Origin of the sequence: uncultured Thiodictyon sp., from assembly GCF_903946935.1 — a bacterium.
Classification (GTDB): domain Bacteria; phylum Pseudomonadota; class Gammaproteobacteria; order Chromatiales; family Chromatiaceae; genus Thiodictyon.
Genome location: NZ_CAJAXH010000133.1, coordinates 1 through 11820, shown reverse-complemented (window position 1 = coordinate 11820; position 11820 = coordinate 1). Strand labels below are relative to the sequence as shown.

Annotated in this window: 11 protein-coding genes; 5 read left to right on the top strand and 6 right to left on the bottom strand. The window is 69.0% G+C overall.

What is annotated here, in order from left to right:
• Window positions 1–193: 193 nt before the first annotated feature.
• Window positions 194–1414, top strand: a complete 1221-nt coding sequence (locus QZX93_RS11625) for a serine hydrolase domain-containing protein (protein ID WP_295385064.1) — start codon at window positions 194–196, stop codon at window positions 1412–1414.
• 132 nt (window positions 1415–1546) lie between these two features.
• Here the strand turns inward: QZX93_RS11625 and QZX93_RS11620 are convergent, their stop codons facing one another.
• From QZX93_RS11620 to QZX93_RS11605, 4 genes are all read right to left on the bottom strand, one after another.
• On the bottom strand, window positions 1547–2299 hold the full coding sequence (locus QZX93_RS11620; protein ID WP_295385063.1) for a hypothetical protein: 753 nt from the start codon (window positions 2297–2299) through the stop codon (window positions 1547–1549).
• Between the two features lie 57 nt (window positions 2300–2356).
• Window positions 2357–2752, bottom strand: a complete 396-nt coding sequence (locus tag QZX93_RS11615) for a hypothetical protein (protein ID WP_295385062.1) — start codon at window positions 2750–2752, stop codon at window positions 2357–2359.
• Between the two features lie 130 nt (window positions 2753–2882).
• On the bottom strand, window positions 2883–3293 hold the full coding sequence (locus QZX93_RS11610) for a hypothetical protein (RefSeq protein WP_295385060.1): 411 nt from the start codon (window positions 3291–3293) through the stop codon (window positions 2883–2885).
• Between the two features lie 44 nt (window positions 3294–3337).
• On the bottom strand, window positions 3338–5368 hold the full coding sequence (locus tag QZX93_RS11605) for an alpha/beta hydrolase (protein WP_295385057.1): 2031 nt from the start codon (window positions 5366–5368) through the stop codon (window positions 3338–3340).
• A gap of 26 nt (window positions 5369–5394) precedes the next feature.
• Here QZX93_RS11605 and QZX93_RS11600 point away from each other — a divergent pair, with 26 nt between their 5' ends.
• Entirely contained in the window at window positions 5395–5574 is a 180-nt protein-coding gene (locus tag QZX93_RS11600) for a hypothetical protein (protein ID WP_295385056.1), read from the top strand.
• Window positions 5575–5639: 65 nt separating this feature from the next.
• Here QZX93_RS11600 and QZX93_RS11595 read toward each other — a convergent pair whose 3' ends face one another.
• Together QZX93_RS11595 and QZX93_RS11590 are read right to left on the bottom strand one after the other, a co-directional pair.
• On the bottom strand, window positions 5640–6497 hold the full coding sequence (locus QZX93_RS11595) for a hypothetical protein (protein ID WP_295385054.1): 858 nt from the start codon (window positions 6495–6497) through the stop codon (window positions 5640–5642).
• Window positions 6498–6566: 69 nt separating this feature from the next.
• Window positions 6567–6926, bottom strand: coding sequence for an SH3 domain-containing protein (locus QZX93_RS11590; protein WP_295385052.1), 360 nt, complete (start codon window positions 6924–6926; stop codon window positions 6567–6569).
• Window positions 6927–7204: 278 nt separating this feature from the next.
• On the opposite strand from QZX93_RS11590, the gene QZX93_RS11585 reads away from it, so the two are divergent.
• From QZX93_RS11585 to QZX93_RS11575, 3 genes are all read left to right on the top strand, one after another.
• Window positions 7205–10834, top strand: a complete 3630-nt coding sequence (locus QZX93_RS11585; protein ID WP_295385050.1) for a transporter substrate-binding domain-containing protein — start codon at window positions 7205–7207, stop codon at window positions 10832–10834.
• 179 nt (window positions 10835–11013) lie between these two features.
• On the top strand, window positions 11014–11331 hold the full coding sequence (locus QZX93_RS11580) for a type II toxin-antitoxin system prevent-host-death family antitoxin (RefSeq protein WP_295385049.1): 318 nt from the start codon (window positions 11014–11016) through the stop codon (window positions 11329–11331).
• Window positions 11321–11593, top strand: coding sequence for a Txe/YoeB family addiction module toxin (locus tag QZX93_RS11575; protein WP_295385047.1), 273 nt, complete (start codon window positions 11321–11323; stop codon window positions 11591–11593). The genes QZX93_RS11580 and QZX93_RS11575 overlap by 11 nt, the downstream gene beginning before the upstream one ends.
• Window positions 11594–11820 lie beyond the last annotated feature (227 nt).

The following is an 11820-nucleotide window of genomic DNA, read 5'->3' as shown; positions in this document are numbered from 1 at the left end:
CGAAACGCTGTTCGCGCAGGTGCTCCAGCGCATGCCGTTGCCTCCGTCACCAGCGCGCCGACGGCCCCGTCCGCCCAAGTCGTCCGCGCTCCTGCTGGTGGCGGCGTAACCGGGGGTGGCCGGAACGATGATCAAGGCCCCAGCTCTAGCCTGGCTGACCGTCGCACCATCGCGTAATAGGGGAACCCACAAGATGCGCACACCACGAGCCTTGCGTGCCGTCGCCCTCGGCATGGCCGTCGGCCTTCTCGCCGTGACCGCCGCGTCGTCTGTGATCGCGGCTGACCCGTCCGCCGCGCCCGCCTCCAGCGGGTCCGCCGTGTGGAGAGGACCCAAACTCATCACCACTCCCATGCCTACCGCGGACGCCGCCGCGATCGATAAGCTGGCGCAGGACGCGCTGGCGCAGAGCCCGGACCTGCCGGGCCTGTGGATCGGGGTCTGGGACCCGGCCAAGGGCTTCTACACGCAGGCCTACGGCGAAGCGGTCAAGGGTGGCGCGAAGGCGACGATCGACGACCACGGTCGCATCGGCAGCGTGACCAAGACCTTCACGGTCGTCGCCGTCCTGGAGCAGGTCGCCGCGGGCCGGCTCAAGCTCGACTCCACCATCGAGGAGATCCTGCCGGACCTGGCCACCAAATACCCCGCGATCAAGAGCATCACGGTCGATCAGCTCGCGGGGATGCGCAGCGGCATCCAGGACTATGGCAACACGGGCATCGTGATCAAGGGCGTCGTCGCCGACCCGGCGAAGGTCTGGACCGCGGACGACCTCATCGATGCGGCGTTGACCCTGCCGCTCTCCGCCCCCGGCACCGGCGGCTACTCCACGACCAACACCATCATCCTGGGCAAGATGCTCGAGCGGCTCACCGGCAAGCCCATCGACCAGATCCTGACCGCTGTGGCCAAGCGCGCCGGGCTGACCCAGTCCGCGCTCCAGGCGCCCGAGGTCACGAAGATCCCCGAGCCCGCGTCGCACGGCTACGTGGCTGCTGCGGGTGCCAAGGATCTGGGAGAGATCGGGGCCACTGTGATCCCCGGCACGGACGTCACCGACTGGACGGTCAGTTGGGGTCAGGCCGGCGGCGGTATGTACTCCACCATCGCGGACCTGGGCACCTGGGCCGGGACCGGTCTGGGCACCAGCCTCCTCCCGGCCGACCTTGCCGCCAAGCGCCTGGCGGCGCAGCAGACCCCGGCGGGCAACTACGGCCTGGGCATCGACGACTGGGGTCAGGGCTGGGTGGGGCACACCGGCCAGATCATCGGCTGGGAGTCCGTGGTGGCGTACAACACCAAGACCGGCGCGGCCTTTGTGGCGATCGTCAACGAGACCGGTTCCTTCCTGACCGCCATGGCGGTCGGGCTCCAGGTTTTTCCGGACCTCAAGGGGTTGATGGGGCGGTAGGGGCCTAGGCACTATGGGCGAGGAGAGGGGCCATCGCTCCGGTCGTCACGTCCGGCGCCAGCGCGGCGCCGTGGCGGCGGTCGCACCTGACGACATGAATGCCCCCCGGCGGTTGAGGAACAGCCGGTCTTCCTATGCCGCCCCTGCCCCCGAGACGGCCGCGGGGGCCAGGTGGGGTTCGTCCGGGAGCACCATCGGGCGCACGCCTTTGATCGAGCGTATGCTGAATCCGGGGTCGAGCCTCTGCAGTTCCGCAAAGAAGCCGGGGAAATGGGCCGCGCCGTAGGTGATGTAGATCTTATCGGCCTTTGATTCGGCAACGAAGCGTGCCAAGGCCCGGTTCCGGAAGTCGACGATGATACGGTTGGTCGGGTTCTTCTCGTCGCCGAGCGCGCCCGCGGTCGCCATGCCCAGCACGCCGCGGCAGACGATGCCGATCAGGTTCTTCTGACCCGGCGTGGTCCCGGCCATCGCATGGACCAGGGGCGTAAACTCGTCTGCGCCGCTGTCCTTCTTGGACTTGGCCATCCAGGCAGCCATCTCGGCGGAGAAGGCCGGGTCTTCGCGCACGAGACGATCATACTCGGTCTTCAGCTCCTGGTAGCTCACATCGGCCGTCACATGTCGCGCCGGATGGATCGCCATGTCCGCGGCCAGCGTCTGAAAGTAGTTCAGTTGGAACTGGAGGCCGCATTCCTCGGCCATTTTCGTATAGTCCGCGCCGATGTCCTTGTCGCTGCCACGCAGAGTCTTGTTGAACCACTCGGTCAGCTCGGGTCGCCCCGGCATCGGGTGTACCCCTTCGTAGAAAAGCGTGTAGCCGTCCGTGAGCGCCTTCTCGAGGTCGAATACGACCGACTTGTAGAAATCCTCGGCCTTGATCAATATTCCGGCCACTTGGGCTCGCCGGCTGCGTGGTCAGGCCATCTTGGCCTGACACCGTCAGGGCTGGAAGCCCTGACTACGCACGCCACTGGCCGGGATTATGATCGACGCTAAATCCTCCGAACCGACGTGCTGCATGCCCTGGAACACCACGGTCTTCTGGCCATTGGAGAGCGTGACCAGCGGCACGGCGGTCGGTCCACCCTGGACCCAGAATGCCAGGTAGTAAGACCGTTGCATCGAATAGGCCGGGTCGCGGCGTTTGACCAGCCAGCGCGGCAGGAAGGCTAGCGTCCCGAGGGCGACGCCGGCGCCGACCACCAGGGCGATCATCCAGGCGGGCAGGTCGCGCACGACCAGCAGGCCGGCCGCTGCGAACAGGATCAGCGCGAGCCAGAAGGCGCCGTTGAGACGCGCCGCCCAGTGGCGGGTGTTGGATTCGGTGGCATTCATCGAGCGATTTCTCCACGCATTGCAGTCTTGGCGCCGGTGGCGTTGGCCCCCATGGCGCCGGTCTTCGTGGTCAGACGGCGCCACCCTCCACGCGCGGGGCTGGCCGGATGCCGCGACCGGGCGACGGCGCTCAGTCGCCGTCCTTGCCGGTGAACATGGTGCTTTTCACATGCCCCTTGGCGTCGGTCAGGCAGGACCAGGGCGCGTTCGCACCGGGCACGATGACCATGACGGTGGTGTTGGGCCCAGCGGGCAGGACCTCGCTGACCGAGAGCAGACTGCGCGACTTGTGGACGGTCTTGGCGACCGCCTTCAGGCACGCCTGCTCCGCGACCCGGGTCCCTATGTTGCCGGGAGTGTCCGGAACGAAACCGGCCTTGGCGTTTTGTTTCTTGGTCTTGTGGATGTCGCAGCCCTGCGTCTCGGAGACTTGGGTGCAGCCGGAGCGTTCGAGTAAACGCCGATACTGCGCGTCGATGGCATGCGCGGAGGTTGACGCCAGCAGCACCATTGCGGCGGCGAGGATCGATGGCGTCTTCATTGGTCTTGACCTCATTCGGAGCGGTTGGAGAAACGTGGCGGCGATCATTCGGAGGTCCCGCCGGCCGCCCCCGCGGCCTGAGACTCGGCCTTGACCTCCGGCAGCACAAAGCTCGGCGCCAGCCCCGCCACGCAGGACTGGTCGAGCGGCACCGTGGGATTCTCGATGAAGGCCACGCCGAGATCCCGCGCGCATTGCGAAAAGAGCAGGGCACCGTGCCCGGTCTCGGGCAACACGATCGCCTGGCCGTGGGGCAGGTGGCGCGCCGTCTCCGGGCCCCAGCTCGCGGCGGTCTGGGTGTCGAGCAGCCCGGAGAGGGCCAGGGTCGGGATGGCTGCCGTTACCGGCTCATGGAAACCGGGCCTGGCATGCACGGGGAAGGGGGCGCAGCTCGCGTAGTAGGCGTCGATGAAGTCCTCGACGGGCTTGGTGGCCGCCGCCGGCCACCCGTACTGGACCCGGAGATCGGCGTTCACGGCCGCGGCGCTCTGCGGCGAGTTGATGTCCATGTCCTCTTGGCAGAAATACATCTGGAGCTGGAAGTCCTTCACCAGCAGGTAGTCGAGCTTGCGGTTGTCCGCCGAGATGCGGGCGTAGGCGTCGCTTAGGTTCTGGGGGGTCAGCAGGCCGGCGAAGCCGGCGAGCCGCGCGCGCGTCTCGCCCACGAAGTGGCGGGCGATCAGCCCGCGCAGCGCATCAATGGTGGGCTTGCCGGTGCGCAGGCGCAGATAATCCGCGGCGAAGGCGAGCCGCGCCTGGGGGCTCTGCAGGGTCTGGGCCGCCGCGAGGAGCGCCGACTCGAAGGCGTCCACCAGCCCGGCCCCCGCGGCCACGGCGGCGCGGTCGGCCTCCAGGCGGTCCAGCACGGTCTTGACCGCTTGCGCCTGGATCTCGCCCTGCTGGGCGAGGCGCAACGCCGTCTGGGCCAGCGCAAGCCCGTTGGGGTCGAGCCCGGCAAGCCCCGCCAGCGCCGTCTCGGGGGTCTGGCGCGGGGGCAGCTGGTCCGCCGCCACGGCGTCCCAGGTGGTGGTCTGGCCCTGCTCCAACTCGGCGACCAGCTTGGGGAGGTAGCCGGTCAGGCTCTGGCGATTGGCCTTGAAGTCGTTGCGCCCCGCGACCAGGTCGAACAGGGCGTCGGCGTCGATCTTGGCCCCGTTGGCCGTGATCGGTGCCTTCGCGAGCTTGGAATACAGTGCCCAGAAGCGGTCCTTGAGGTTCGGGTAGGCGGTCGCGCAGCCGGCGTCGGCGGCACACTGCGCGAACAAGGCCTCAAACGACTCGGCGTAGGGCACGGCAACGGTGTCGTAGAACGCCACCTGGGGCGGAACCAGCGAGTCCAGCACCGCGGCGCGCAGGCCCTCGGGGGCGGTGCGCATCACCTCCAGCCCGAGCTTGGTGCCGTAGGAGATCCCGTAGACGTTGTACACGGGATAGCCCAGGGCGCGCATCACCGCCTGCACGTCGCGGGCGTTCTGTTCGGTGTTGATCTTGGAGATGTCGACACCGGCCGCGGTCAGCTCGTCGAGACAGGCCCGGGTGACCGCGGGCGGCAGGTGCGCCGCCGTGTCCCCGGCCTTGTCTCCGCCCGGCGCCGCGCCTGACAGCCGTTGGGCCAGGTCCCCGGCGTGGTCGGCCAGGGTGGCGAGGCAGCGGGTCTCGGCCCCGGCGGAGGTATCCACCCCGCGCTGGTCGAAGGCCACCACATCGCGCCGCACCCGCAGTCCCTCGAAGAACGTGGAGGTAAGCCCGACCTCCTCGACAATGCCCCCTCCGGGGCCCCCGTGCAGATGCACCACCGCGTCCGGCGCGGGGGCCAGCGAGCGGGACTTGAAGATCATGAAGGTCAGCGGGATGCGCCGGCCCTCCGGTTTGTCATGGTCCTCGGGGACCGAGACGGTGCCGCAGGCCACGGTCTTGCCCTCGATCTCGAAGGGGGCCAGCGGGCGCGGACAGGGCGCGGGCTTCACCGGATAGCGGCTGTCCGCACCGCCCGCGGCGATGACCTGGAAGGCCGGCGCGGCGGGCGGGGGCGAGGTGAGTGCCAGGACGAAGGCGAGGATCTGGTCGGGGCTCATCGGGAGCTCCTGGGTGGGTGAATTAAGTGTCTGCGCTGGTATGGGCGGCCAATCCTGCTCGATCGCATCGCGTGCTCAATCCTGGGGTCGTGCATGGGTGCGCCCGCTATGCCGCATCAACCCGCAGCGACCGGGTTGATCCCATGCGTGACGCCTTGGACCAACTCCGCCTGGCCGCCCATCTGCTGACGCCCGCCGATCGATGACGAAGACCGTTCCCCAGCGCCGGTCCGGACGGCCGGGGCGACAGCCGCCACCCCGGCGCGTGAGCCTAGTGGCACTTGGCCATGGGCATATCGACGATAGAGGCGTAATGCCCGTTTCTCGTGCGCACCGTCACGCACTGCGAGCCGTTGCTCCACTTATTGCCGGCGACAAAGTTGTAGCCGCGGTTTTGCAGCTCGGTCTCGCCGCCGGCGGCCCTGGCGCCGACCAGGTCCTTGAGCCCCGCGGCCCCCGAGCCCCCGCTTGCCGATCGGCTTGGGCCCGATTGCCCACCGCCGCCACAGTCGAGCATGGTGACGTCGACGATGGATTTGTAGTGCCCGTTCGTGGTGCGCACCGTGACGCAATGCGAGCCCTTTTTCCAATTCGTATAGGAGCTGTCTCCCCCTTTGCTGCCGGACGCGTAGGTGTAACCGCGGCTTTGCAACTCGGACTCGCCGCCGGCTGCCCTCGCCCCGACCAGGTCCTGAAGTTCCTTCGCACCGCCCGCCCCCGAGCCGGACTGACTCGTGCCGCCCTGCTTGCTCATCTCGTTGATGGCGACTCCGCCGGCGACCAAGGCGGCAGTACCGAGGGCGAGCTGCTGGGCCGTGCTCAACCCCTTAGGCTTGGGACCGCTGTACTCGGCGGCGGTCACGTGGCGGTCATTGACCTCACAGGTCCAGGGGTGCTTATCCCCGTCCACCTTGGCCATACCATGCACCTTGAAATGCAGCGCCCCGTCGTTGAGGCGCTGCACCGTGGCATCGCGCAGGTCGCTGATCTTATATTCGCTGCGGATGCGGCTTTCGCAATCGCGGATCGCATCATTGCCGTCGTAGGAGGCGAAGACCGCGCCGGGCAGCGCCAGGGTCAGGGTCAGCAGCCCGCGGATCTGGGCAGAAGGGGGCTTGGTCTGATGCATCGTCGGTATACTCCAGTTGGGAAACTATGGTGTCTTTCATCCCGGGGCGGATCGGGACATGGTGTCCGCTCAAGGCTGATACGATGACTCGCGCAGGTAGCGCCCAGCCACCCAGCCGTTGGCGGTTGAGTCCTGCGGGCGTGCGACATGGCACCAGCGCTGCTTCCCCGACATCCGGCAGCCGAGATTGCGCAGGACCGAGCCATTGCGAATCTCACCGACCACCCGCGCATGGGCCGATGGCCCGGCGCGCAGGTTGAGGGTGTCGCCGCCTGCCAACCCCGTCACCTCCCAGAAGTCCGGCCCGCCAGCCAGAGCGTCGGCGAAGTCTGGGTTGTGGCCTTGCGGCTGGCGGTGGGAGCGGATGCCATCGGCGGCGAGCGCCGGAAGGGCCAAGGCCAGGCAAAGCCACAGGGTCAACGGTCTCATAGACAACTCCTTGGCTGAGGTCGCGGGATTGGGGTTAGGGCCGAGCGCCGGCGGTTCGTCGGCCTGGGTGGGGAGAGGGCCGCAGTCTCTCCGCCAGTCCATGGTAGGGCCTGCAGCAACCGGGCGAAATCGGGACTTGTCAGTAAGGAGTTTCCTGACCAGGGCCCACCCTGATGCGGCGACCGGCCTGCTGCGTGGCTTGCTGCAATCTCATTCGTTTGTGATGATGCCAGTCCCGCAACGAACCCGAAACCGCCCCCCTGGTCGCCGCCAAGCGCATGCCATTACTCGCCATTGCACTCCTATGGCTGCTGGTCCAGGACTCGCCGTGCCTCGCTGACACCGGCGCGTCGACGGACCTGTTGAGCGCGCCCGAACGGGCGTGGCTCGCCGCCCATCCGCGCATCGTGCTGGGGGTCGGCTCTGACTGGGCGCCCTGGGTGATCCCGGCCGGCAACGGTCGGATCACCGGCTACGCCGCCGATCACCTGCAACTCCTGGAAACCAAGCTCGGCATCCGGATCGAGCTTCAGGCCGGGCCGTGGCATGAGATGGTCCAGGAGGCCGAGGCCGGCCGTCTCGATGGGCTGACCTTGGCCGCAGCGCTCCCGGAGCGCCGGGACCACTTCAATTTCACCGCGGATTTCCACACCGCCCAGGTCTTCGTCTACCGGCGCGAAGGCGACCCGCTGGCGGCGCCGGGGCTCGCGGGACTTACGGGCCGGCGCGTCGGCTACCTGAGCGAGGTGCTGCGCGAGCGCAAGCTGTTGGCCACGCAGCCGTCCATCGAGGCCGTGCCCTTCCCGAGTCAGGCGGCGCTGGCCCAGGCCCTGTTGACCGGGACCGTGGATGCGGCCATCGGCTCCTATGGCCTGGAGTACTGGCGGGCGAGCAACGGGGTGCTCGGCTTTGCACCCAGCCGGATGCTGGCGGAGGGGCCGGCACGCCTGGGGATCTCCATCCGCAAGGACTGGCCGGAACTGGTCGGCATCCTCAATAAGGGTCTCGCTGCGATCACCGAGGCGGAGTCGGCGGCCCTGAACCGGCGTTGGTTCGGGCGTAGCGACGCCCTGCGGTCGGACCCGTCCCAATTGGATCTGACCCCCGAGGAGCAGGCCTGGATCGCCGCCCACCCGGTGGTCCGGGTCGGCATCGACCCGCGCTGGGCGCCGGTCGAATTCATCGACGAGCAGCGCCGGCCCCAGGGCATCTCGGTGGCCTATCTCGGCGAGATGGCTCTGGGCTTGGGGCTGCGCTTCGAGTTCGTGCCGACCGCATCCTGGTCGCAGACCCTCCAGCAGTTCGACCAGGGCCGGTTGGACCTCTTGCCGGCGACGGCGGTGACCCCCGCGCGCCGGCAGCGCTTTGAGCTGACCGAGCCCTATCTGACCTTCCCCGCGGCGATCTTCTCGGCGGCGGACGTCGCCTATCTGGGCGGCATCGAGGCGCTCCGCGGCAAGGTCGTCGCGGTCGTCGATGCAGAGTCGGTGCATGAGTGGCTGCGGGAGCGGCATCCGGACATTCGGTTGTTGCCCGTGCCGGACACGCCTGCGGCCTTGCGGGCCGTCACAAGCGGGGAGGCCTTCGCCTTCGTCGGCAATCTCGCGACCACCAGCTACTACATCGGCGCCGCCGGCCGCACCGAGATCAAGGTCCTCGGGGAGACCCCGTTCGTGTATCGCCTGGGGATGGCGGTGCATCGCGACGCCCCGGTGCTCCGGGCGATCCTGCAAAAGGGCCTGGACGCGCTCCCGCGCCACGACCGCGATGCGATCTACCACAACTGGGTCTCCATCCGCTACCGCCACGAAACCGACCTGGGGCTCCTGTGGCGGGCACTCGCCGCCGCGGCCATGCTCACCGCCCTGATCGGCTGGTGGGCGCTGCGCCTATCGCGCGAGGTGGCGCGGCGCCGCCGGGCCGAAGTGGCGCTGGTGGCGGCCAAGGAGGTCGCCGAAGCGGCCAATCGGGCCAAAGGGACCTTCCTCACCAGCATCAGCCACGAGCTGCGCACCCCCTTGAACCTGGTCCTGGGCTTTGCCGCCCTGCTGCACGACCTGCCCCACAGCGAGCGCGAGCGCGGCTGGGTCCGGTCCATCGGCGCCGCCGGCAAGGCCCTGGCGCACCAGATCGACGACCTGCTCGACCTGGCCCGCGGCGAGGCGGGAGCGCTGCGGATCAGGCCGGGCCCGGTGGACCTGCACGGGCTGCTCGGGGAGGTCGCGGCGATGTTCAGTCAGCGGGCGGCGAACCAGGGGCTGGCGCTGCGGGTACAGATCGACCCGCGGCTCCCCGCCGTCCTGCGCCTCGACGCGGCCCGGGTGCGCCAGGTGCTGGTGAATCTGGTCGGCAACGCGGTCAAGTTCACCCCGACCGGCGCCATCGAGGTCAGCGCCTCGGTGGCGCCGCCGGCCGACGCGGGCGCGCGGCTGCGCCTCGCGGTCACGGATTCGGGCCCCGGCATCGCGCCGGCCGAGCGGGAGCGGATCTTCGAGCCCTTCACCCAGGGCGCCGCGGCGCGCCTGGCCGACGGGGCCGAGGGGGCCGAGGGCGCTGGCGGTGCGGGCCTGGGCCTGGCCATCAGCCGGCGCCTCGCGCTTGCCATGGGCGGCAACCTCCAGGTGCAGTGCGCGCCGGGAGGCGGCAGCACCTTCGTGCTCGAACTGCCGGCCGAGGCGGCGGTCATGGCGAGCGCGCCGCCCCGTGCCGACCTCCCCGCGGCACCGGGATCGGCACTGGGCCCGGCCCCGCCCCCCGCCCGCATCCTGATCGTCGATGACAGCGCCCCCACCCGCGCCCTGCTCAAGGAGATCCTGGGCGGTCTGCCCGGCGAGCCGCTGGAGGCCGGCGATGGCGCGCAGGCCTTGGCGCTCGCCACGGCCCGGCCGCCGGACCTGATCCTGCTCGACATCGGGCTGCCCCGGATGGACGGCATCGCCACCTGCCGCGCCTTGAAAGGGCAGCCCGCCACCCGCGCCATTCCGGTGGTCTTCCTCACCGGGCGCGACGACGAACCCGGCATCCTCGACGCCTTCAAGGCCGGTGCCGCGGACTATGTGGTCAAACCCTTCGAGCCGCGCATCCTGTTGGCCCGGGTCCGCACCCACCTCGCCCTGGCCACCCTGTCGCGCGGCCTGGAGCGCCGCCTGGGCGAGCGCACCCAGGCCCTGAGGGACGCCAATGCGCGGCTGCGCCGCCTGGCCCTGGACCTGTCGCTGCTCAAGGAGGCGGAGCGCGCCCAGTTGGCCAGCGAGCTGCACGACAGCCCCATGCAGAAGCTCGCCCTGGCGCAACTTCAGCTCGGCTCCGCCTCCCGCGGGTGCGACCGCGAGGCGAGCCAGGCCCTGCTGGCGGGTATCGAGCTGCTGCGCGAGGGGATCGCCGAGTTGCGCACCCTGCAATTCGACCTGAGCCCGCCGGTGCTGGAGCAGAAGGGGCTGCCCGCCGCCCTGGAGTGGCTAGCCGCGAGCACCCAGGCGCGCTGGGGCATCCCCATGACCTACACCCTGACGGGCCCCCCGCCCGCGCTCGGTCGCGAGTTGTCGGTGATCCTGTTCCAGTCCGCCCGGGAACTGGTCTACAACCTCATCAAGCACGCCCAGGCCCGCCGCGGGGGCATCAAGGTTGCGACCGATTCCGCGGGGCTCAGGCTGAGTGTGGAGGACGACGGGGTGGGTTTTGCCGTGGATTTCACCGGGGGGTTCGCCTTGGGTTTCGCCGGGGGTTCCACGGGGCGGGTGCCGGGGGCCGAGGTGACGGCGGACCCCGGCCCGGGCGGGCGCTTTGGTCTCTACAGCGTGCGCGAGCGCATCGCGCTGCTCGGGGGCCGCCTCGACATCGCGCCGCTGGCCCCGGGCAGCCGCGTGACCATCTGCCTGCCGCAGGGTGGCGTTCCCGGCGTGAGTTAGTGCAGCAGGGGGCAAATTCCGAGACCGCTTCCGGCGGTTGTCGATTTCTGAGAAGTCAGGGTCTTGACTCCGACCGGCCAGTGCAAGCCACTGGTTTCTTAAGGTCTCGCCCTTCACTGAGTGCCATTCGCCCCCTGACCCCTATGGCCCTTTTCCCGCTGCCCCCGGAACTCGCTATAATGTACAGACTTCCTGTCCAATTCACCCCGGGCTTCGCCATGATCGAAACCACCTACAGCCAGGCGCGCGAGCAACTGAAGACGCTGATGGATCGCGCGGTCGACGACCGCGAGGTGATTGTGGTCCGACGCCGCAGCGGCGGTGCCGTCGCCATCATCGCGGCCGACGAGTTGGAGAGCCTAACGGAGACGGCGCACCTGCTGCGCTCGCCGAGGAATGCGCAGCGCCTGCTCGCCGCGCTGGCCAGTGCCCGCCAGGGCGCCGGCGAGCCCATGTCGGTCGAGGCGCTCGCCCAAGCGGTGGGCCTTGAAGACTGAGCCGCCGCGGCTCGCCGTCTTTCAGCCGGGTTTCATCGAGGATTTGCAATACTGGGTCGCCACCGACCGCCGCACGGCAAAGCGCCTGCTTGAGTTGGTGCGGGCCGTGTTACGAGAGCCCTTCTCGGGTATCGGCAAACCGGAGCCGCTGAAATATCTGGGCGGGGATGTCTGGTCGCGCCGCATCACGGCGGAGCACCGCTGCGTCTACCTGGTCAAGCATGACCGCGTCGAGTTTCTTCAAGGGCGATTCCACTACTGACGGCCTAGGAGCGGCGAGTTGAGAGATCGGGGGCCTAGCTCTATTAAATTCAGGCCGAATCAAACTCGTCTGCTTCCGGTGGATTGAATTGAGCCGGAGAGTAAGCCGGGTTCTCATCGCAGGTTAGACAGACGTTGGTGTTCTCTGTTGCCGCCTGGTTTCCCGGCGGTGCCACAATATCTCTGCCATACAGCGATTCGTTCCCGGCTCCTCGCAGAACCGGACTT